The 20623-nt window shown below is 70.1% G+C and carries 17 protein-coding genes; 6 read left to right on the top strand and 11 right to left on the bottom strand.

All coding sequences use genetic code 11. The features are described 5' to 3' along the window. Positions 1 to 4: 4 nt before the first annotated feature. From D7Y04_RS00530 to D7Y04_RS00510, 5 genes are all read right to left on the bottom strand, one after another. Positions 5 to 1873 (bottom strand): hypothetical protein, encoded by a 1869-nt coding sequence (locus D7Y04_RS00530; RefSeq protein ID WP_121757992.1) that lies wholly within the window; start codon positions 1871 to 1873, stop codon positions 5 to 7. Positions 1874 to 1877: 4 nt separating this feature from the next. Next, positions 1878 to 2681: a protein phosphatase 2C domain-containing protein gene (locus D7Y04_RS00525; RefSeq protein WP_120596866.1), complete on the bottom strand. Its 804-nt coding sequence runs from the start codon at positions 2679 to 2681 to the stop codon at positions 1878 to 1880. Positions 2682 to 2862: 181 nt separating this feature from the next. Next, the gene (locus D7Y04_RS00520; protein ID WP_120596867.1) at positions 2863 to 3552 is read right to left on the bottom strand and encodes an NUDIX domain-containing protein; all 690 of its coding nucleotides are present in this window, start codon (positions 3550 to 3552) and stop codon (positions 2863 to 2865) included. An 83-nt stretch (positions 3553 to 3635) separates the two neighbouring features. Then, the gene (locus D7Y04_RS00515) at positions 3636 to 4637 is read right to left on the bottom strand and encodes a diacylglycerol kinase family protein (protein WP_120596868.1); all 1002 of its coding nucleotides are present in this window, start codon (positions 4635 to 4637) and stop codon (positions 3636 to 3638) included. 85 nt (positions 4638 to 4722) lie between these two features. After that, positions 4723 to 5727 (bottom strand): SDR family oxidoreductase, encoded by a 1005-nt coding sequence (locus tag D7Y04_RS00510; protein ID WP_121757991.1) that lies wholly within the window; start codon positions 5725 to 5727, stop codon positions 4723 to 4725. Between the two features lie 276 nt (positions 5728 to 6003). On the opposite strand from D7Y04_RS00510, the gene D7Y04_RS00505 reads away from it, so the two are divergent. The 4 genes from D7Y04_RS00505 (at position 6004) to D7Y04_RS00490 (ending at position 13564) form a co-directional block, all read left to right on the top strand. After that, positions 6004 to 7542: a PEGA domain-containing protein gene (locus D7Y04_RS00505; protein WP_121757990.1), complete on the top strand. Its 1539-nt coding sequence runs from the start codon at positions 6004 to 6006 to the stop codon at positions 7540 to 7542. A 61-nt stretch (positions 7543 to 7603) separates the two neighbouring features. Continuing rightward, positions 7604 to 9025: an IgA Peptidase M64 gene (locus D7Y04_RS00500; RefSeq protein WP_121757989.1), complete on the top strand. Its 1422-nt coding sequence runs from the start codon at positions 7604 to 7606 to the stop codon at positions 9023 to 9025. A gap of 138 nt (positions 9026 to 9163) precedes the next feature. Beyond that, a complete protein-coding gene (locus D7Y04_RS00495) occupies positions 9164 to 11146 on the top strand; it encodes a lamin tail domain-containing protein (RefSeq protein ID WP_121757988.1) in 1983 nt (660 codons plus the stop codon). A gap of 171 nt (positions 11147 to 11317) precedes the next feature. After that, on the top strand, positions 11318 to 13564 hold the full coding sequence (locus tag D7Y04_RS00490; protein WP_233601201.1) for a lamin tail domain-containing protein: 2247 nt from the start codon (positions 11318 to 11320) through the stop codon (positions 13562 to 13564). Here the strand turns inward: D7Y04_RS00490 and D7Y04_RS00485 are convergent, their stop codons facing one another. Beyond that, positions 13565 to 14104, bottom strand: a complete 540-nt coding sequence (locus D7Y04_RS00485) for a hypothetical protein (protein ID WP_147477014.1) — start codon at positions 14102 to 14104, stop codon at positions 13565 to 13567. A gap of 227 nt (positions 14105 to 14331) precedes the next feature. Beyond that, the gene (locus D7Y04_RS00480; RefSeq protein ID WP_121757986.1) at positions 14332 to 15237 is read right to left on the bottom strand and encodes a LysR family transcriptional regulator; all 906 of its coding nucleotides are present in this window, start codon (positions 15235 to 15237) and stop codon (positions 14332 to 14334) included. A 102-nt stretch (positions 15238 to 15339) separates the two neighbouring features. On the opposite strand from D7Y04_RS00480, the gene D7Y04_RS00475 reads away from it, so the two are divergent. Then, entirely contained in the window at positions 15340 to 16056 is a 717-nt protein-coding gene (locus tag D7Y04_RS00475; protein ID WP_120596875.1) for a type 1 glutamine amidotransferase domain-containing protein, read from the top strand. A 12-nt stretch (positions 16057 to 16068) separates the two neighbouring features. Here the strand turns inward: D7Y04_RS00475 and D7Y04_RS00470 are convergent, their stop codons facing one another. Then, a complete protein-coding gene (locus tag D7Y04_RS00470; RefSeq protein WP_121757985.1) occupies positions 16069 to 16890 on the bottom strand; it encodes a class III extradiol ring-cleavage dioxygenase in 822 nt (273 codons plus the stop codon). 150 nt (positions 16891 to 17040) lie between these two features. Here D7Y04_RS00470 and D7Y04_RS00465 point away from each other — a divergent pair, with 150 nt between their 5' ends. Further along, a complete protein-coding gene (locus D7Y04_RS00465) occupies positions 17041 to 17496 on the top strand; it encodes a hypothetical protein (RefSeq protein WP_120596877.1) in 456 nt (151 codons plus the stop codon). A 13-nt stretch (positions 17497 to 17509) separates the two neighbouring features. Here the strand turns inward: D7Y04_RS00465 and D7Y04_RS00460 are convergent, their stop codons facing one another. The 3 genes from D7Y04_RS00460 to D7Y04_RS00450 all read right to left on the bottom strand — a co-directional run bounded on the left by D7Y04_RS00460 (position 17510) and on the right by D7Y04_RS00450 (position 20565). Continuing rightward, on the bottom strand, positions 17510 to 17980 hold the full coding sequence (locus D7Y04_RS00460) for an NUDIX hydrolase (RefSeq protein ID WP_121757984.1): 471 nt from the start codon (positions 17978 to 17980) through the stop codon (positions 17510 to 17512). Next, positions 17977 to 19368, bottom strand: coding sequence for a DUF2380 domain-containing protein (locus D7Y04_RS00455; RefSeq protein ID WP_121757983.1), 1392 nt, complete (start codon positions 19366 to 19368; stop codon positions 17977 to 17979). The genes D7Y04_RS00460 and D7Y04_RS00455 overlap by 4 nt, the downstream gene beginning before the upstream one ends. 129 nt (positions 19369 to 19497) lie before the next feature. Beyond that, positions 19498 to 20565, bottom strand: coding sequence for a DMT family transporter (locus D7Y04_RS00450; protein WP_121757982.1), 1068 nt, complete (start codon positions 20563 to 20565; stop codon positions 19498 to 19500). Positions 20566 to 20623: the final 58 nt, after the last annotated feature.

Here is a 20623-nt window from a genome sequence, read left to right as displayed (position 1 = left end):
TGTTTCACTTCATCCGCAGCAAGGTGAGGTCCTGGGCCCCCACCACCGTCAATCCCTCTCGCGACAGCAGGAGCTCGCGCCCCGCGTCCACGAATGGCTCCGCGTCCGGGAATTCGCGCACCGCCACCAACTGGCCCTGCTGGAGCTCCACGCGCGTCAGCCCGGCGTCCGTGGCGCAGAAGAGCGCGCCCCCCACGGCGCACTTTCCACGCAGCGTCCCCAGCCACGAGCCATCCCCCGCGTCAGCCCGGGCGCTCGCGCGCACCGTGCCATCCGAGCCCAGCAACACCGCGTGATGCACCGTGCGGCCGTTGGACTCCTCCGCGAGCAGCAGCCACACCGAGTCCGCGTCGAACACGGCCTCGGCGTCCAGCAACTGCCCTGACGGCCACGGCAGCGCGAGCCCGTCCCGCAGGCCCTTGCGCTCCACGTTGAACAAGAACGCTCCCCGCAGCCCCGCCGCGCGGTGGAACCCCAGGCCGAACCGGGGTCCCACGAACAGCCGCGTCTGCCCCTGCAAGACGTCCCCCCAACGCTCGGCCCCATACACGCCGTCCCGCCACAGCCCGCCGCCCGCCGCCCAGAACCGGTGTCTGGCATTGGCCGCGAACACCGGCCGGTTCTCACAGACATCCACGCCCAGGAACTCCTGCTCCCGGCCCGGCGTGAACACCGCCACGCGTCCCCTCTGCCCCAGCAGCGTCACGTCCCCCTGCACCGCCCAGCGCAGCGTCGGGTCCAGCGCGCCACGCATCACCGTGCGCCCGTCCTCGCGCCGGTACGCGCCGTCCGCGTGGTAGACGAAGCGCACCACTCCGTCCTCCGCGCTCGCGTGCACCATCACGCCGCGAGTCGTGAACGTCCGCTTCGCCGTCACCTGTCCGCGCACCGCCGACACCGGCGTGGCCGCCACCGTCGCGTGCGGCTGACACGTGGGACACGCGGCCCGCGCGTGCTCCAGGCCACACGACGCGCACACCGTGAAGCGAAGTCCCTCCAGCACCGGCAGCGGGAATGCGCCACGCCGGTCCTCCACGAACACCTGGTGGAACAGGTGCAGCAGGTCATCCGGCAGCGACGCCCGAGGCAGCGCGGGCTTGGGGTACTGCACGTCCGGATGGAACACGGTGACGCGCTGGAGCAGCCGTCCCACCGCGTTCAACCGAGCCGCCTGCGTCTTCGGTTTGTGGATGCCGCCCTGCGGCCCCACGCACAGCAGCGACTGCATCACGGTGACGGCGAAGGCATACCAATCACTCTCCACCGTCGCCGGCCGCGCGGGCGTCAGCGTCTGCGCGCTCGAGTCCAACCGCAGCGGGTCCAGGAACTTCTCCGTGAACACCGGACACAGATAGGGACCGAACTGGAAGCTGTCCGCGTCGATGAAGTACGCGTCCGTGCCCACCGTCAGCACGTTCAAGTCATTGAAATCCCCCACCACCACACTGGCCGAGTGCACCGCCGCCAGCACCCGGTGCAGCCCCGCCAGCACCGTCACCGCGTCCGCGGCCTTGCCTCCCGCGCGCCGGAACGAGGGCTCGCTCCACCGGCGCAGCGGCTCCACGCCGTCCAGTTTGCGCATCGCATAGCCCAGCACCTCCGCGCCCTTCTTGTCCGTGGCCAGGGCCTGCGGCGTCACCACTCGCGCAGGAAGGCCCGAGGGAAATGCGCGCAGCTTGCGCTGGTGCTCCACGAGCCGGGCCTTCGCCGCGGCCTGCTCGGGCAACAGGCCCAGGTAGTCCGGGTGCTCGGGCTGCTTGAAGACCTTGAGCGCGCGGCCATCGCCCAGGTCATACACATCCGCCTCGCCGCCCTTGCCCAGCGCCTGCTGCGGATCCAACCGGACCTTCTTTCCCTCCAGCCAGACGTCCATGGCCTCACGCCCTCCCCATCCGGCGGCGCAGCACCACCAGCGTGGTGTCGTCCGTCAGCAACCCCGGCGTGCGCAGCAGCCGCCGCTCCGCGAAGTCCGCGCGCACTGACTCGCGGTTGAGCTGCGCCAGCCGCCGTCGCACCGCGTCCGGGTTCGTGAAGTAGCGGTCCTCCGTCCAGAAGCGCGACAGCGGACCCACCGCTTCATCGCGCTCCGGCAGCCGCGCCTGCGAAAGGTCCAGCAGGTCCCCCACCCCGTCCGTGCCCACCAGCAGCGCGTGCACGTCCTCCGTGGGCACCAGCGCTCGGCGCTCCAGCCGCACGTCCTCGCCGCGCAACAGCGCATACGCGAGATACGGCGGCGCGTTGCCCGGGAACGGCCCCAGCGCGTGCACCTCGCCGTTGAGCATCCACACCCCGTCCCCCGACGAGAAGACGAGCGTGTGAGCCGGCGTCATCACCGCCCCCACCAGCGTGAAGAGCAGGTCCCCCAGCACGTCCCGCCCCAGCGTGGACGCCAGGCCCTCCATCAGCTCCAGCAGGTCCGCGCGCAGCCCCGTCAGGAAGTCCGCGCCGTCCACGGTCTCACCGCGCGCCAGCCTCGCCTGCGCCGCCTGCGCCAGCCGCCGCACGCCCAGCTGCGCCCCCAACTCACTGCACGGCTGGCTGCCACACCCGTCCGCCACCACCACCACCAGCCCGTGCTCACTCTCCCGGACACAGGCGGCGTCCTGGTTGTTGCGTCCCGAGCGCGCGTGCTCCCGCCCCTGCACCGAACCCACCGCGACATCGAAGGGCAGCGTGGACATGGCTCTCCCGTGGCCCTCGAAGGGCACGCACGACCCGGAACCTGCTGGCGAGTGGACGGCCCCACGCCGTCCGACTTCGTGTATCTACGACACCAACATAGTGTGCATATGACACGAAGTCAAGGCGACGTGGGACAACCTGTCAGCGGGCGCCGATGGGTGTGACGGGAGGTGGGTGTGTTCAGAGCTCGAAGTTGAAGCCGGCCTTCTCGAGCTGTTTGTACTTCTTGTGGTCGAACCGGTAGAGGCGCGCGGCGCGGTGGGAGACGTCCTGCTCCACCTCGTCCAGCTCCTCCAGCAGGTCCATGGCGAGGATCTTCTTGCGGAAGTTGCGCTTGTCGAGCTCGCGCTCCAGCACCGTTTCGTACAGCCGCTGGAGCTGCGACAGCGTGAACTTGGGCGGCAGCAGTTCGAACCCGATGGGCTGGTAGCGCACCTTGCCCTTGAGCCGTTGCAGCGCGGTGGACAGCACCTCCGCGTGGTCGAACGCGAGCTTCGGCGTATCCCAGACGGAGAACCACGCCGCCTCACGCGCGTCGGTGGACGCCTGGAGGTGGTGCTGGGACAGCTTCACCAGCGCGAAGTACGCCACGGTGATGACGCGGCCCCGAGGGTCGCGGTCCGGAGAACCGAACGTGTAGAGCTGCTCCAGGTGGCTGGTGCGCAGGCCTGCTTCTTCCTCCAGCTCACGGCGCGCGGCGTCCTCCAGGGACTCGTCCATCCGCACGAAGCCGCCGGGCAGCGCCCACCGGCCCTGGTACGGCTCCACACCGCGCTGGATGAGCAGCACCTTGAGGTCTTCTTCGTCCAACCCGAAGACGACGCAGTCCACCGTCACCGCAGGGCGCGGGTACTCATAGGTGTGGCTCACGGGGAAACCCTCCGGCCGGCATCGTGTCCAGAGGACACGGTGCCGGCAAGCGCCATCATGCGCTCATCGGAAGGGACAGCGGGCTAGACCGCGACGAGCCGGCCCAGGCGGCGCCAGTCGACCAGGTTGACGTTCTCCTCCGCCAGGTCGAACTCCAGCGAGCGGCGCATGCCCAGCACGTCGCCGCCCATCTGGAAGGGCACCTCGCGGTCGAAGTCCATCCGCAGACGCTCCACGAAGAAGTCGTGCATGCGCGGCATGGGGTGCTCGCCGCGCCATAGGCGGAACATGTTGCGCGTGGCCTCCATCACGCCCGCGCCGTACACGCGCACGGACAGCCGGTGCGGCACCGCCTGCGCGAACGGGAACGCCTTGAAGCCGAAGCCCCACTCCGGCGTCGTCGCCGCGCCCGCCACGCCCGCGGGGCCCTGGTACAAGAGCTGCCCCTCGCCGGCGTTGGGCAGCGGCCGCACCGCGCCCGTCGCGTCGATGGTCAGCGCGGACGCGCCCAGGTTGTAGACGGAGACGTTCGGGTTGCCCTCGCCGAACAGGTGGCGCGGCACCGTGCGCGTGAACATGGCGCCCAGATAGCCGCGCAGGCCGGCCTGCGACTTCTTCAGCGGACCGGCGGCGGCGAGCTGGTTCTTGAAGTCCTGAATCATCTCCGCGTCCCAGCCCGTGCCAGCGAAGGGCGCCACCCGGCCCTCCACCCGCACCAGCGAGAAGGGACGCAGGGGAGGCAGGCGCTCGCCGTACGCGGCGATCTGCTTCAGGGCCACATGGGGACGCGGCGCCCCCGTGACGCGGGCCCAGGCGTTGCCCGTGCCCAGCGGCAGCACGCCAATGGCCGGCAGGGCCACGCCCTGGGAGCGCAGCTCGTTGAGCAGGCCCGTGATGGTGCCGTCGCCTCCGCCCGCGAGCAGCAGGCTGGGCGGGTCGTGCCGGAGCTGGTCCACCCACTCCCGGGCTTCCTCCAGGGAACGGGTCAGGGCCACCCGGGCCCGGGGGAGCAGGTCTCTGACGAGCCCGCCCATCCCTTCGGACCCTTTACGCGCGCGCAGATTGACGAGGACGGCGATGTTCATGGCGGGCGTGACTCTTCCCCAGTTCATGTCATGGCCCCGTCACGAAAAGAGCCCCGGCATGGGGACTCCCCCGGAAACATGGGCATCACACCCCCAGGGCGTGGGCCAGCCGTGCTTCCAGGTGCCGCTCGGCCGCACGCCGGCGCAGCGTCACCGCCGCGGCGGCCAGCCCTCCGGCCACCAACAGACGATGCAGCCATTGTTTTCCGGTGCCGTGGTAACCGCCCGAGGCCGTGTCCCCCTCCTCCATGGGCTGGAAGATGTTGCCGGGGGTGGGGCCCTGCCGCTCGTCCTGGAAGTGCAGCGCATCCGTGCCGGCCCGCATGGTGCGCTCGTACGTGCGAGGGAACAGGCCATGCATCGCCGCGAAGCTCTTCCCCGCGGGGCCGACAATCACCTCGTCCTGGGGGTGGCGCAGCACGCGGAGGATGGTGCGGGCCACGCGCTCCGGCGTGTAGACGGGCTCCACGGGGCGGATGCGCCAGCCGGTGTAGTTGGCGGTGTGGCGCCACAGGGGCGTGTCGATGGCAGCGGGCATCACCGTGCACACGTCGATGCCCGTGCCCATCAGCTCCTGGCGCAGCGACGCGGAGAAGCCGCGCACCGCGAACTTGGAGGCCACGTAGGCGCTCAGGTACGGCGCGGGCACGGTGCCAAAGGTGGAGGACACGTTGACGAGCGTCCCGTAGCCCTGGCGGCGGAACCGGGCCAGCGCCGCGCGCGCGCCGCTCACCGTGCCGAAGAAGTTGGTCTCCATGAGCTGGCGGAACGCCTCGTCCGGCGTCTCCTCCAGGCTGCCCAGCATGTAGACGCCCGCGTTGTTCACCCAGCCGTCGAAGTGGCCGAAGGCCTCCACCGCGGCCTCCGCCAGGTGCTTCACGGCCTCCGCGTCCGCCACGTCCGTGGGGACCACCAGCGCCTGGACGCCGTGGGACTCGCACTCGGCCGCCAGCTCCTCCAGGGGGTCCTCCCGGCGCGCGGCGAGCACGACGTGGGCGCCCTTCTTCGCCAGGAGCAGCGCGGTGGCCCGGCCAATGCCGCTGGAGGCGCCCGTGATGACGATGACCTTCTTCTTCCAGATGCGATCCATGAAGTGGGGTCCTTGTGGCGGGCCCGGCGGCCCGAGCATTCGAAAGGGTTCGTGGACGGAAAGGTGGGGATGACGCTTGGCGTCGCCCCCGGGACACCGGTGACTCACCCGGGGGGCAGCCAGCGAGGCAGGGGGCCCGGAATCCGGACGGGGGTCCACGTGCGGGACCGGGAGGCAGGCGCCAGGGGTCGCTGGCCTGGAGGGTGGACAGTCCGGTAGAGGACGGAACGCGGCCTGCATCGCCGGTCCGGCCATCCCTTCCACACCCACGTGACCATGCCCTTCCGTCCGAAGCCGTCCGCCTTCGCGCTGATGTTGTGCCTGCTGTGCGCCACCGCCTCGGGAGCCGCGCCCCACCGGCTGGTGGTCTCCAGCGGCGACTGCCGGGACGCGGAGCTGAGCGGCCAGTCCAAGGCGTTCTACGACTCCCTCCGCGCCCGCCCCGAACAACACGTGTTGAGCGCGCCCGAGTTCGCCGAGCGCCTCTTCCCCGACTCCTCGCGCTCCTTCGAGGACCTCCAGCGCCAGCTGGATGCCGCGCAGGACCAGTTCTACGAGGGCCGCAACGCCCGCGCGATCCAGCTCCTGGACGACGCCCTGAGCGACATCCGCCGCCTGCCGCCGGGCGCGCCGCGCTGGAAGCTCTTCGCCCACGCGCAGCTGCTGCACGGACTCAACCACCGGGCGATGGGGAAGACGAAGGACAGCGACGCGGCCTTCCTCCAGGTGCTGCGCCTCCAGCCGAAGTACCAGTTGGATCCGGACCAGTACGCCCCCTCCATCCGGCAGGCCTTCGAGAAGCTGCGCCGCGACCTGGCCAAGACGCAGAAGGTGAAGCTGTCCCTGAAGTCCACGCTGCCCGCGGCGGACGTGTACCTGGAGGGCCTGAGCGTGGGGCAGACGCCGCTCACGGTGGAGCTGCCCGCCGGCGCGTACGAGCTGACGATGGTGAAGGGGGACGCGGTGAGCTTCCCCCGGCAGGTGCAGGCGCAGGGCGCGGACACGCCGCTCCTGGTGGACCTGGCCTACGAGGGGTCCGTGACGGCCGCGCCCTTCCCGTGCCTCGCCGCCGCGGACGGCAACGAGGAGCGCACCTGGAGCCACGCGGTGCGCCTGGGCGGCACGCTGGGCGTGGAGGAGGTCATCGTCGTGCGTCTGGAGCGCCCGAGCAGCGGGCCCAAGTGGTTCGCCGCCACGGTGCTCAACGTCGACGGCGGGCAGAAGCTGCGCGAGGGCGGATTCAAGACGCAGGGCCTGGACGCGCCCGGTGAGGCGCTCTCCGCGCTGGTGGACTTCGTCACCACCGGGCGCTCGCCCTCCAACCTCGTGGTGATGAACAACGCCAACGGCAAGGCGCCCTGGGACGCGAGCAGCGCGCGGGGCACGGCCAGCGCCTCCGGCACGGGTGCGGACCTCACCGCGCCCAACCTGCTGTCGGAGGACGTCTCCAGCGAAGCCGCCCCCAGCACGGGCCTGCGCACGGCGTCGTATGTGACGGTGGGCGCGGGCGTGGCGGCTTTGGGTGGCGCGGGCGTGGTGCGGCTGTTGGCACAGAAGGACCTGAACGGCCTGGAGGAGCGCCGCGCGGCCAACGGCGGCCAGCTGGTGAGCACGGATGCGCGGGCCGTCGCGCTGCGCGACTCGCTGGTGGGCAAGAGCCACGTCATGACGGGGTTGCTCGTGGGCGGCGGCGCGGCGGTCGTCACCGGGGCGGTGCTCTTCCTCGTGTCCTCCCCCGCGAAGCCCGCGCCCGTGACGCTGGGAGTGACCGCGGACGAGACGGGCGCTGCGGCGAGCGTGTCCGGAACGTTCTGAGCGGACGGTCCTGGCCGGAGGTTCCTGGATGGGAAGCGCCGGGCGCGTAGAGTCGCGCCCCATGCGCGCTTCCCTCCTGCTGTTGCTGCTCACGGCGAGCACCGCCCTCGCCGCGCCCCGGACGTTCCGCGTCGACTACTTCCACACCGGCAACGCCACCGAGGAGCGATTCAGCCTGGAGCGGCTGGTGGTGGAGCCCCTGCCCTGGCCGGGCCACCCGGCGCGGGCCATCGACGAGACGAACCTGGGCAAGTACCTCTTCGAGGTGCGGGACCGGCGGACAAACCGGCTCCTGTTCTCGCGCGGCTTCGCCTCCATCTTCGGCGAGTGGGAGCTGACGGACGAGGCGAAGCAGGCCCACCGCACCTTCAGTGAGTCGCTGCGCTTCCCCGCGCCGGACAGCCCCGTCCAGGTCATCCTGAAGAAGCGCGACGCGCAGAACGCCTTCCGCGAAATCTGGTCGCTGGTAGTGGATCCGAAGGACCCCTTCGTGGATCCGTCCTCGCCGCCCGCGCCGGGCCCGCTGCTGAAGCTGCTGGAGAACGGGCCGCCGCAGGACAAGGTGGACTTCCTCATCATGGGGGACGGCTACACGGAGGCGGAGCGCGCCAAGTTCGAGAAGGACGCGCGCAAGCTGGTGGAGATCCTCTTCAGCTATTCCCCCTTCAAGGAGCGCAAGGCGGACTTCAACGTCTGGGGGCTGATGCCCAAGGCGGCCGAGTCCGGCATCTCCCGGCCCTCCACCGGCGTCCACCGCCGCCCGCCCCTGGGCTCCACCTACGACGCCTTTGGCGCCGAGCGTTACATCCTCACCTTCGACAACGCCGCGCTGCGTGACACCGCCGCCTTCGCGCCCTACGAGTTCGTGGAGATCCTCTCCAACGGCAACACCTACGGCGGCGGAGGCATCTACGGCCTCTTCAGCACCGTGGCCGCCGACAGCCTCTGGGCCCCCTACGTCTTCGTCCACGAGTTCGGCCACCACTTCGCGGGGCTGGCGGACGAGTACTACACCTCCGCCCCCGTCTACGGCTCCGCGCCCTCGGAGCGAGTGGAGCCCTGGGAGAAGAACGTCACCGCGCTCCACGACCCCGCCCAGCTCAAGTGGAAGGACCTGGTGGCGCCGGGGACCCCGCTGCCCACGCCCTGGAATCAGCCCGCCTATGACGCGCACGCACTCCAGGTGCAGCAACGCCGGCAGAAGATTCGCGCGGAGCGCAAACCCGAGTCGGAGATGGACGCGCTCTTCGTGGCGCAGCGGGACTGGGAGGAGAAGTTCCTGGGCACGCAGAAGCTCTCCGGGAAGGTGGGCGCCTTCGAGGGCGCGCACTACGAGGCGAAGGGCTACTTCCGGCCGCAGATGGACTGCATGATGTTCACCCGGGACCGGGTGCCCTTTTGCGCGGTGTGCCAGCGCGGCATCAGCGAGGTCATCGACCTGTACGCGGGCCCAACGTCCGCCCCTGCACGGAAGAGTCCCTGACTTTCTTTGAATCCCAGGCCCCTGGGCGTCCTTTCGAGTGACAGGGACGTGGCAGGTGGTTGGGCAAATGGACGCCCCTCTGTTTTCGGGTGTAAGGGGGACCGCACCTGCAATCTGGACACCCCTGGAGGCATTTCCATGCTGAAGCAGAGCTTGAAGCGGAGCTGGCTGCCGGCGCTCGTGACCACCGTGTTCGTCACGGTCGGCACGGGTTGCGGCGACGAGTGTGTCGATCAGTTCGACTGTCGTGACAAGGGCGCGCCTCCCGCGGGCCAGGCGTACACCTGCGTGGAGAACAAGTGCGAGCTGCGCACGCTGAACCTTCCTCCGGAAGAGGACGCCGGCACTGAGACGGACGCCGGCACCACGGCGGACGCGGGCACCGACGCCGGCACTGAGACGGACGCCGGCACCACGACGGACGGCGGCACGGGTGGCCCCCAGGCGTGCACCCCGGCCTGCGCCCTGACCGATTCCTGCGACATCGCGACGAACACCTGCACGCCCTCCAGCGTCACCACGCCTCCGGCGGATACGAGCGCGCAGATCGCCGCGTTCATCGCGGCCCCGGCGGGCGCGCTGACCACGCCGCAGCTCGTGAGCGGCGCGTTCGTGACCTTCGTCAAGCCCGCGGTGACGGGCAGCGCGGCCACGGAGGCCTCCGGCTTCTTCCTGCAGGCCGAGGCCAACGGCCCGGCGATGTTCGTGCGCGACACCGCGTCCACCACGGCGGTCGCCGTGGGTGACCGCGTGACGCTGAACGTCACGGAGAAGGAGATCATCAGCGGTCTCAACGTGGCGAAGACCGTCACGGACCTGACCGTGGTGAGCAAGAACCACGGCGTGTGGAACCTGGACACCGCGACGCCCGCGGGCCTGAAGGTGGACGCGAACGCCGTCAGCTCCTTCGAGGACGCTGGCACGACCGGCGTCTACGAGAGCCGTCTGGTCACCGTGTCCGGCAAGCTGGAGGCGGGCGCTGGCAGCGGCGCGGCCTTCACCGCCTTCCCGCTTATCACCACGGGTGAGCCGTCCCCCAGCCCCCTGCGCCTGCGCGTGCCCACCACCCTGTCCACGGACCTGGACCTGGCCACGGGCTGCGACGTGACCGTGCCCACCGGCGTGGTCTGGCGCTTCACCGCCCAGCCGCAGGTGTCCGTGTTCGCGCCGGAGCAGCTCACCATCACCTCCTGCCCCGCGCCGAAGCTCACCGAGGCGCGCCCGCTGAGCGGCACGGAAGTGCGGCTGACGTTCGACCGGAAGCTCGACGCGGCCACCGTGGAGGCGGCGGACTTCGGCATCACGCCGACCGTGGCCGTCTCCGCGGCGACGACGACGGGCAACCAGGTCTCTCTGACCACGGCGGACCTGACGGGTGGCACGCAGTACACGGTGACCGTGAACGGCGAGGTGAAGGACCTGGCCGGCAAGGCCCTGGACGCGGCCGCCAAGACCGCGACCTTCACCGGCCTGACGCCTCCTCCGACGGGCCCGTCGCTGGTCATCAATGAGATCGACTACGACAACGTGGGCACCGACAACGCGGAGTTCCTGGAGATCTTCAACCGCGGCACCGCGGCGGCGGACCTGACCAACGTCGAACTGCTGTTCGTGAACGGTGATTCCACCGCCAATCCGCGCATCGAGTACCTGCGCTTCGAGCTGAAGAACACCAAGGACGCGGCTGGCAACGCGGTCACGTCGCTGCCCGCGGGTGGCTACATCGTCGCGGCGCCTGAGTCGTTCTTCGCCACGGCGAACCTGCCGGCGGGCACGCTGCGGCTGATCCTCAAGACGACCTCCGGCGCGAGCACCGACATCATCCAGAACGGCACCGGTGACGGTGTGGGCCTGCTCGACACCGTGACGGGCACGCTTCTCGACAGCGTCTTCTACGAGACGGCGGCCAGCAACCCCCAGAACCCCACGTTTACCATCAAGGTCTCCGATACCGTGGGTAACAAGTCGCTGAACTTCGAGGAGGGCGCGCGCACCGTCGCCTCTGACTCGAACACCGCCGCGGGCTCCCTGCAGCGGAGCCCGAACGGCAACGACACGAACAACAACAACGCGGACTTCGCGTTCGTGACCACCCTGACCCCGGGCGCTCCGACGCCGTAGTCGCCGCGTCTGACACATTGCAGTAACCCAGGGCCGCGTTCCCCCACCGGGGAGCGCGGCCCTTCTTCTTGGATGACGGGGGGATGTGCGACTCTTGGGAGCATGGGGATGCACCGCCCGTCATCGCGATGGGCCGTGGTCCCTTTCCGGTGTCTGGACCGGATGGCTTCCATGTCCCTCCCTCGCATCGTCGCGCCCCTGCTCGCCCTGCTGCTCGCCGCGTGTCCCGGCTCCACACCTTCGACGCCGGTCGAGCCTTCCGACAGCGGAGTGAAAGCCGACGGCGGCGCGTCCGATGGTGGGGGTAACCAGGCCGATGGCGGCGAGCAGGTCGACGGCGGCGAGTCTGTCGATGGAGGTGGGCCTGGCGACGCGGGTGAACCCGACGATGCCGGCGCCTCCGGCGATGGCGGCTCGTCAGATGACGCCGGTGTGCTGAACGATGGCGGCTCGTCGGGTGACGGCGGTGTGCTGAACGATGGCGGCTCGTCTTCCGATGGCGGCGATGCGGGAGAGCCGGATGCAGGCATTCCGGCGCTCACGGTGACGTCCCTGGGGCTCGGGGATGGACGCGTGGGGCAGCCCTATGCCTTCAACCTCACCGCCTCTGGCGGGCGGGCACCGCTCACCTGGAGCTTCACCGGCACGCTGGCCGCGGGGCTCACCCTCTCCACGGACGGCGCCGTGTCAGGCACGCCCACCGCCGCGGGCTCGACGCTCTTCACCGCCACGGTCCGCGACGCGGAGGGCCAGACCGCGTCCGCACGGCTGATCGTGATGGTGCAGCCGCCCCTCACGCTGTTCACCGTGGGCCACTGGAACCTGGAGTGGTTCGGCGCACCCAACCAGGGCCCGGCCAACTCCACCTCCGACGGCGGCATGACCGACGACCTCCAGGTCGCGGGGGCGACGAGTGTCATCCGCGGCGCGGAGGCCCACGTCTGGGGCCTGGTGGAGATGGTGGACACCGTGGACTTCAACACGCTCCTGTCGGGGCTGCCCGGCAACTACAGGGGCTTCCTCGCCAACAACACCACCTACGTCCTCAGCGGCACGTCGACGTACTCCGCGGGCGAGCAGAAGCCCGGCATCGTCTACGACAGCTCGCTCACCTACCGCAGCGCCCAGATCATCCTCACCGCGCAGGCCGCCGACTTCGGCGGACGCCCGCCGCTGCGCGTGGACTTCACCACCCGCATCCACGGCGAGGACGCGCCGCTGGTCGTCATCGTCACGCACATGAAGGCCTTCGAGGACATGACGTCCTACGGCCAGCGCCAGCGCTCCTCGACCGCCCTCAAGAGCTACCTGGACCAGTGGCTGCCCGAGGCGCGCGTGCTCGTCATCGGCGACTGGAACGATGACCTGGACCACTCCATCTCCACGCAGAACGGCGTCGCGCTGCCCACGCCCTACGCGAACTTCCTGGACGACCCCACGCACTACACCTTCCTCACGAAGGTGCTGACCGACGCCACCATCCGCACCACCACGGAGTACAACGACGTCATCGACCACACGCTCGTCACCGACGAGGTCGCCGTGGACGCGGTGCCCGGTGGCGTCCAGGTGCTCCGGCCCGACGCGACCATTCCGGACTACGCCCGCACCGTCAGCGACCACTACCCCGTCATCACCCGCTACGACCTGAGCGGCGTTCCCGGTCCGCGCGTGCGCGTCACCGCGCCCCTGGACGGCACGTTCGTCGTGGGCACCCCGCTGACGGTCACGTGGCGCTCGGCGGGGGTGAGCACCGTGCGCATCGAGGCCACCTACGACAGCGGCGACCAGTGGTTCGTCGTGGCCCCTTCCGTGAGCGCGAGCGCGGGCACCTTCACGTGGACCGTTCCGGACGAGGAGAGCGACCTGGTGCGCATGCGCGTGGTGGACACGGCCAACGCGTCGCGCTTCGACATGACCCCCGGCCGCATCTATTTCACGCGCACGGCGCCGCGCGTGATCATCAACGAGCTGCTCGCCAACGAGCCCGCGCTCCCCGGCGGCACCGCGCACGAGTTCGTGGAGCTCTACAACACGGGGACCGCCCCACTGGACCTGTCCGGCTGGACCCTGTGGGACGCCCTGAACCCGCAGCACGTCTTCGCCGCGGGCACGGTGCTGCAACCGGGCCGGCCCCTGGTCGTCTTCGGTGGGCCCGCGGGCTTCCCGGCCGGTACGCCCGACACCGTCGCGGCCTCCAGCGGGTCGCTGAGCCTCAACAACACGTCGGACAGCGTACAGCTCAAGCGCCCGGATGGCGGCGTCGTGGACCGCGTCGAGTACTTCAGCACCGTGGACGCGGTGTCCATCAACCGCTCCCCGGACCTGTCGCCGGACGCGGGCTTCGTGCTGCACACCACGCTGACGCCCGGGCTGCAGTCCTCGCCGGGCCGACGCGCGGACGGAGGCTCATTCTAGTCAGCGCAGCGGCGGGGCCTGGGGGTCGGGCCCGGGCTCCGGCTCCGCGGGCACCGCCTCCACGTCCCGGGCGATCCACTCCTGGCCATGGTCCTCGTAGGTGACGCGGATCTCATCGCCCTCGGACATGTCGTGCAGCTGCACGTTCTCGTCGACGCGCTTGAGCCGCGTGGCCTCGTCCACGAAGACCTCCTGCTCCTGGCCTTGGCCGTCCACGAAGAGCAGCTCGTCGTCGCCCACCCAGGACACGCGGCCCGCGGCCCAGCCCATGGGCCGCGGCTGCTGACCGGAGCCGCCCGTCCCTTCTGGAGCCGAAGCGGGGGCCGGCTCGCCCTTCACCTCCGAGCCCGCAGTCTTCAGAGCCTTGGGATCCACGGCCTCCTTGGACGCCATCAGCCCGCGCAGCACCTCCGAACGTCCCTCGCGGTGCTTCGCGGAAGGGCCGTCTTGCCCCGGCTCGCCGCCGTGGCACGCCGACAGCCCCCCGAGTCCCACCAGGCCCAGCATCAGCAGGCCCGCCGTCCCGCGCATTCTCCGCATTGGCCACGTCCTCCCGTGTCGTGCGAAGGAGCCCGCTTCCCGACGGAGTCCCGTCCATGGCGCGCGAGCCCGCTCTCCCCCGGTAAAGATGGGGACACCCTGCCCCGCCGGGAACCACGACCGTGTGGGGCTGGGCCTGGCTGCCTGGGACGCTCTCCTCCCTGGCCGAAGGGCGGGCGGGCATGCGCCGCCTCGCGCCCTGGCCCAGGGCCTTCCGGAAGCAGCGCCTATGCGGCTAGGAGCCAGTCGCGCACCGCGAGGAAGCGGGCCGTGGGTGCCGCGGCCCTGCGCCACGCGACATAGAGCGTTCCCCGAGGCTTCCGCGCGGAGCGTCGGCCCAGCTCTGGCGTGAGCGTCACGACCCGCTTCTCGCGCACAGCGGGCGCCACCAGGTAGTCGGGCAACACCGACAGCCCCACGCCCGCCTCCACCAGGGCCAGCATCTCGTCCAGGTTCGCGACGCGGCACACCACCTGCGCCGGCAGGGGCTCTTTCAGTCCGAAGGTGGCGCGCCACCACGGCGCCAGCATGGCCAGGTCCGCATCGAAGGCGATGAACCGGTGCGCACCGAAGTCGCGTGCCCCGCGCGGCGTTCCCCAGCGCTTCAGATACGACGGCGCGCCCACGGCGACGAACTCCTCCTGGGCCACCGGTCGGACCTCCAGTCCCGGAGCGTCCGGCAACAGTCCGATGATGCCCAGGTCCAACGCGCCATCCAGCAACAGCCGTGACACGCGGCTGGGCACGTCGAAGCGCACGTCCAGCCGCAGCTCCGGGTGTCGCGCCAGCAGGCCCGGCATACGGGGCCGGAGCCAGTACCGGAAGAAGGGCCAGGGACCGCCCAGGGACACCTCGCCACGCACCGCGCGCTGGGCTTCGGAGGCCGCCTCCAACGCCGCGTCCACCGCGGGCAGGTGTTCGCCCAGCCGCGAGACAAGGGCGGCGCCCGCCGGAGTGAGCCGGGCCCGGCGACCCACCCGTTCGAACAGCGCCACGCCCACGTGCCGCTCCAGGGCCTTGAGCTGCTGACCCACGGCGGAGGCGGTGATGCCCAGGCGCGTGGCGGCGGCCGCGTGCGTGCCCGCCCGGCTGACCTCCCACAGCGTCCAGAGCGCTTCGTGATTGCCAAGCATGGCTTCAGTTTATGTGAAGTGGCTCTCGGTTTTATTGGGGACAGCCGGGACGTATTTCATCGCCCATCGCCCCACGGAATGGGGCTCGAAGGAGGACGTCCCATGGAAGCGCTCACCGCAGTGAAGGTGCTGCTCATCGTCACCAGCCACTCGCAGTTCGGGAACACCGGAGAGAAGACGGGCTTCTGGTTGGAGGAGCTCGCCGCGCCGTACGAGCAGTTCACCAAGGCCGGGGCCCAGGTGGACATCGCGTCGCCGCTGGGCGGCAAGGCGCCCGTGGATCCTCGCAGCGAGAAGGAGCAGACGGAGGACACGCGCGCCTTCCTCGCGGACGCAGAGGCGACGAAGAAGCTGGCGAACACGAAGGTGCTCGCCCAGGTGAAGGACACCTACGACGCGTACTTCGTGGTGGGCGGGCACGGCGTGATGTGGGACCTGTCGCAGCACGTGCCAGCGCACCAACTGCTGTCCGCGGGCTACGCGCGGGGCGCGGTGGTGGCGGCGGTCTGCCACGGCCCGGCGGCATTGGTGGGCGTGAAGGGACCGGATGGCAAGCCGCTGGTGGCGGGCAAGCGCGTGGCGGCCTTCAGCAACGCGGAGGAGCAGGCGGCGAAGTTCGACGCCATCGTCCCCTTCCCGCTGGAGACCCGGATGCGTGAGCTGGGCGCGCGCTACGAGTCAGGCCCGTTGTGGAAGAGCTTCACGGTGCGCGACGGGCGGCTCGTCACGGGACAGAACCCGGCGTCCTCCGCCGCCACCGCGCAGGAGGTCCTGAAGGTCCTGGCCGAGAAGAAGCAGGCCCCGGCCACCAAGGGCTGACGTCCGCTGCCGTCAGCCGAACTGGAAGCCGGAGATGCGCGTCCCCATCATGGATCCGGACCAGGCGGTGGTGCCCCGGTCCTCACCGGCGGCACCGGCGACGACCATCAAGGGGAGCAGGTGCTCCTCGCGAGGATGGGCGAGCCGTGCGTAGGGGGCCTGCATCCACTGCGTGAGCTTCGCGTCACGCACGTCCGCGGGAGAGGTGGCGGCGTCCTGGACCCACGCGTCGAACTTCGCGGAGACCTCGTGCGCGCGAGGGTCTCCGAAGGCGCGCAGGTTGTGGAACGTCATCCCGCTGCCGATGATGAACACGCCCTCGTCGCGGAGCGGCGCGAGCGCCCGGCCCATGGCCAGGTGCTCCGCCGGATCCAGCCCCTGCTTCAGCGAGAGTTGAACGCAGGGGATGTCCGCCTCCGGGTACGTCAGCTTCAGCGGGATGAAAGTGCCGTGGTCGTAGCCGCGCGCCGGGTCCTCCGACGTGGAGAAGCCCGCGGTGGAGAGCAATTCGCGCACGCGCGCGGCGAGCCGTGGGTTGCCCGGCGCCGGCCAGGGAATGCGGTACGACTCCGGCGGGAAGCCGTAATAGTCATACAGGATGGGTGGCGCGGCGGACGTCATCACCGTGGCCACGGGCTCCTCCCAGTGGGCGGAGATGACGAGCAACGCCTTGGGTGGCGTCGCGAGCTGCTGGCCCACCTGACGCAGGTAGGTCGCGAGCGCCTGGAGCTCCGCTTTCGGAAGGCCCATCTCCACGAAGGGCCAGGGGCCACCGCCGTGCGGGATGAAGACGACGGGCAGGCGCGAGGAGGGATGGGACGGGTCGGTCGGCATGGGGGGCCTCTCGGTGCCATTCAACTCCACGGGTGGGCCGGCGCGCCAACGCACTCCGGGTGGACCCCTGCGTCCGCTTGAGACACGACGTCTTCTGCTATGAACCCGCGCTGGGGGACGGATGGGTGGTCCCGTCGCGAAGGGGGTTGAATGAAGAGCATCATCGGTTGGGCGCTCGCCGCGTTCGGCGTCTTTGGCATTGGCCTGGAGATCGACAAACTGATCGAAGGCAAGGCGGAACACACGATCGCGGGGTTCATCCTCGGCGCCGTCTTCGTCCTCGGAGGCCTGGCGCTCGTCCGCTCCGCGCGGCGCGCGAAGCTGCCGCCCGAATTGAGGGATGCGCCAGTCGTGATGCGGCCCTCGCTGGACTCCCGCGACGTCGAGCGCGCCGTGCTCACCTGCGCGAAGGAGCACGGGGGCCGCGTCACCATCGCCGAGGTGGCGGCGAGCAGTCAGCTCTCGTTCACCGAAGCCAAGGAGGTGCTCGAAGGCTTGTCCCGCGCGGGCGCCTGCACCGTGGACGTCACGGAGAACGGTGCGTTCATCTACGAGTTCAGCGGCTTGATGCCGCGCGAAACGGCTCCCGCGGCGCTCAGGTCCTGAGGCCTGTGACGGGTCAGGCTTCGTCGTCGGGCAGGAGCGTGCGGAGCAGTTCATCGTCCGGCCCGAGAGGACGCCACCCGAGCGGCGGTGGATTGGCGAAGAGCACATCGCCGGCCTGGTCAACGCGCTCCTGATGGGTTTCCGGAGTGAAGGAGTACCAACCGGCGAGCGCGCGGGCGACCTTGAAGCGGTTCGCGTCATCCATCTCGGCCGGCCAGCCATCCGGGAGATGCTCGCTCAGTTCACGCACAAGCTGTCCGCGCACCAGGCGCGTGACCCGGTGGGTGCGCTCTGCTTCAGCGACCAGCCCACTAAACACCTGCACTCCGGCGACGTCATCCGGTCCGAGTTCATTGGCCAGTGCCACCAGCGATGCGCTGGGACGCGCCTCCGCGAAGGCTGTCAGCGACTCGTAACCGCGCTCCCGGACGCGTTCATACAGGCGGGCCTTCCAGTTTCCCTGCCATGAACGTCCATCGGTCATCGGCTGCTCCCCTTGGTGAATCTCACCGGGATCTCATAGACCTGCATCCGCGCCGCGACGATGTCCAGGACCTCATTGCGCGTCAACGCCCGACCGATCCGGGCTTCGACCCTCCTCAGCTCCCCCATGATCATCCGGTTCCACTCACCGGGCCAAGTGCGTCCCAATCGCCAGTCGCCACCGCCGTGAATGGCCTCGTGGTTGGCCCGCTCCATCCGCACGCAGAACTGGTCGATGTCCATGTCGCCCTTGAAGCCGCGCCGTTCGAACCATTCACGGTGCTCTTGCGGTAGTACGTGGTGCTTCGGGGCATTGGACATGCCCGCCCCAGCCCTGCCGGTTTGATGCATGGCACGAACCTCGGGGCTGTCTCCCAGTGCTTCGCGCACGCCCTTGGGCAGGTCCCGAGGCGCCTGCGCCATCAGCACCTGTCCGCCGTGGATGAGGACGGCGGAGCTGACGGCGGGAACGGAGATGACGCCCGCCCGTACCAGCCTTCGCATCATCTCCACCCACTCGGCGGAGACCACCAGCCGAGAGCCCGTCATGACTCCGCCTGAGCTCATCACGAAGCCCACGCCCACTGTCGTGGGCGCTGAGGGCGGCAGCCGTGGCAGCGACACCTTCAGCGTGGAAATCATGGCGAGCATCTCCACCGCCCGCACTGCCGCGATGACCTGCCCACCGAGCTTCATGCTCGCGCGGGCGTCCCGATGAATCGCATCGAACTCACGGGTCAGCCTCCCCATCAACTCGGGCATCGCAACCGCATCCACCCGCTCCGAGTCCTGGGAGGCGAGGTCCGCCAGCGCGGGCTCCATCAACTCCTGCACGCGGTGCAGGTCGACGAAGAGTTCCTCGACGCTGCACGTCGGACAGTTCCGAAGCACCGCATCCGCGAGATGAAGGAAGTCCACCCAGGTGGCCATCAGGAGGGTCCCGAACAGGGCCGCCTGGAGCTTCGGCCCCGTCATGCGCAGGAGGCCCTGCTCCATGTCCGAGTCCTCCACCTCCGAAGCCACGCGGGTCAGCGCGGTGGCGCTTTCAAGCGCACCCTTCATCCACTTCACCTGACTGGAGCCATGGTCGAGGTAGCGGGTGAAGACGCCTTTGAGGCTCCATCCCACGAGGGGCGAAGGGCGGTCCGTCAACTTGGAGAGCGCGGCTTCAACGCCGCCCAGGGAGGCCTTCACGTCGGCAATGCCCTCAAGGACTGCCTCACGCGTGGTCGCATCGTCACCTGCGCCCTGGCGGCGCGGCAGCCGTTGCTCTGGCCCAGCGAGGGCGGGGGTCCCACTCGGCGAGTAGCTAAAGGTCCGCGGATGCGGCGCGGAGGCACATCCCGTGGCCACCAGCATCACGGCCAGCACCAGCAACGTCATTCGCATACGCGCCTCCCAGGAATGCCCTAGCGAGGGCAGCAAAGGATACGCGTCTGACGTTCAGCCTGACCGGCCGCGCTTCATGACGAGGAGGTGCGGCCAGTGCGCCAGGCCCGGGTGTGAGCACGCCGGCGCTCAGTGCCTGTGGCGGTGATGCAGGTCGGACACGTGCGGATGGTCGTGCGTGAGCGGCGCGTGATGGTGGGGATGGCTGTGGGGCTCGGCGGCGGGCATCCCTGGCGGATGCGGGTGCTGATGATGGGCGTCGTGGACGTGCAGGTGCTCATGCTCCAGCGTCGCGTGCGTGTGCTCGTGGCCATGCCGCTCCCGCAGCAACAACATGACTCCCGTGGCCATCAAGCCCCCCGCCACCAGGTCCAGCGCCCTCAAGCGCTCCCCGAGCAGCGGCACCGACACCAGCGCTCCCACGAAGGGCGCCGTGGCGAAGTAGGCGGCTTCTCGCGCCGCCCCCAGCAACCGCAGCGCATAGGCATCCAGGACGATGGACAACCCATAGCTGGCGAAGCCCAACACCAGGGCACCGCCCAGCACCGCCGCACCAGGAAGGGGATGCCCCAGCATCCACGCGAGCACCAGCGTGCAGGTCCCCGAACCCAGGGCCTTGATGCGCACGAGCGCGAGCGGATCCTTGAGCGACAACCGCTGCGTGAGGTTGTTGTCCACTGCCCATGCCAGGCATGCACCGGCCAGCGCGAGCATGCCCATCAGGTCGCCTCGCAGTTCCCCCTCCTGGAAGCCCAGGACCGCCGCGCCCGCCATGATGAAGCCCGCGGCCAGGGCGCCTGAGCGCCCCAGGTGCTCGCCGAAGACCCACAGCGCCAGCAGGATGGTGAACGGCCCTTCCAGGTTCAGCAGCAGCGACGCCGCCACGCCTGACATGCGTTGCAGGCCCAGCAGCATCAACACCGGCCCCAGGATGCCACCGCAGAGAATGACGCCGGCCAGCAGGGGGACGTCCCGGCGGCCGATGCTCGCCTCCGCCGCCTTCACGCCGGGCCCCCGCATGCGGCGGAGGAGCTCCAACACGGACAGCCCCAGCCCTCCACCCAGGTAGAGCAGCGAGGCCAGCAGCAGGGGCGTGCTGGAGGGCAACAGCAACTTCGACACCGGCGCGCTCACACCGAAGAGCGCCGCGGCGGACAGCCCCAACACGGCGCCCTTCACTCGGGGGGAGAACGGCACGGGCACCTCCTGCGTCCCAGGGTCTGAAAGCGCCACAAGGGTACATGACAGCCGGGGG

The organism is Corallococcus sp. AB038B (assembly GCF_003668955.1).
GTDB lineage: Bacteria > Myxococcota > Myxococcia > Myxococcales > Myxococcaceae > Corallococcus > Corallococcus exiguus.
Note: the sequence above shows the minus strand (reverse complement) of the source record. Positions and strands in the feature narration are given on the sequence as shown.

What these genes read in the sequence shown, in the direction of transcription:
- D7Y04_RS00480 (WP_121757986.1), bottom strand. Translation starts at nt 15,237, where the DNA reads ATGCTTGGCAATCACGAAGCGCTCTGGACGCTGTGGGAGGTCAGCCGG.
- D7Y04_RS00455 (WP_121757983.1), bottom strand. Translation starts at nt 19,368, where the DNA reads ATGCGAATGACGTTGCTGGTGCTGGCCGTGATGCTGGTGGCCACGGGA.
- D7Y04_RS00470 (WP_121757985.1), bottom strand. Translation starts at nt 16,890, where the DNA reads ATGCCGACCGACCCGTCCCATCCCTCCTCGCGCCTGCCCGTCGTCTTC.
- D7Y04_RS00530 (WP_121757992.1), bottom strand. Translation starts at nt 1,873, where the DNA reads ATGGACGTCTGGCTGGAGGGAAAGAAGGTCCGGTTGGATCCGCAGCAG.
- D7Y04_RS00490 (WP_233601201.1), top strand. Translation starts at nt 11,318, where the DNA reads ATGTCCCTCCCTCGCATCGTCGCGCCCCTGCTCGCCCTGCTGCTCGCC.
- D7Y04_RS00485 (WP_147477014.1), bottom strand. Translation starts at nt 14,104, where the DNA reads ATGCGGAGAATGCGCGGGACGGCGGGCCTGCTGATGCTGGGCCTGGTG.
- D7Y04_RS00525 (WP_120596866.1), bottom strand. Translation starts at nt 2,681, where the DNA reads ATGTCCACGCTGCCCTTCGATGTCGCGGTGGGTTCGGTGCAGGGGCGG.
- D7Y04_RS00460 (WP_121757984.1), bottom strand. Translation starts at nt 17,980, where the DNA reads ATGACCGATGGACGTTCATGGCAGGGAAACTGGAAGGCCCGCCTGTAT.
- D7Y04_RS00500 (WP_121757989.1), top strand. Translation starts at nt 7,604, where the DNA reads ATGCGCGCTTCCCTCCTGCTGTTGCTGCTCACGGCGAGCACCGCCCTC.
- D7Y04_RS00505 (WP_121757990.1), top strand. Translation starts at nt 6,004, where the DNA reads ATGCCCTTCCGTCCGAAGCCGTCCGCCTTCGCGCTGATGTTGTGCCTG.
- D7Y04_RS00515 (WP_120596868.1), bottom strand. Translation starts at nt 4,637, where the DNA reads ATGAACATCGCCGTCCTCGTCAATCTGCGCGCGCGTAAAGGGTCCGAA.
- D7Y04_RS00495 (WP_121757988.1), top strand. Translation starts at nt 9,164, where the DNA reads ATGCTGAAGCAGAGCTTGAAGCGGAGCTGGCTGCCGGCGCTCGTGACC.
- D7Y04_RS00475 (WP_120596875.1), top strand. Translation starts at nt 15,340, where the DNA reads ATGGAAGCGCTCACCGCAGTGAAGGTGCTGCTCATCGTCACCAGCCAC.
- D7Y04_RS00510 (WP_121757991.1), bottom strand. Translation starts at nt 5,727, where the DNA reads ATGGATCGCATCTGGAAGAAGAAGGTCATCGTCATCACGGGCGCCTCC.
- D7Y04_RS00465 (WP_120596877.1), top strand. Translation starts at nt 17,041, where the DNA reads ATGAAGAGCATCATCGGTTGGGCGCTCGCCGCGTTCGGCGTCTTTGGC.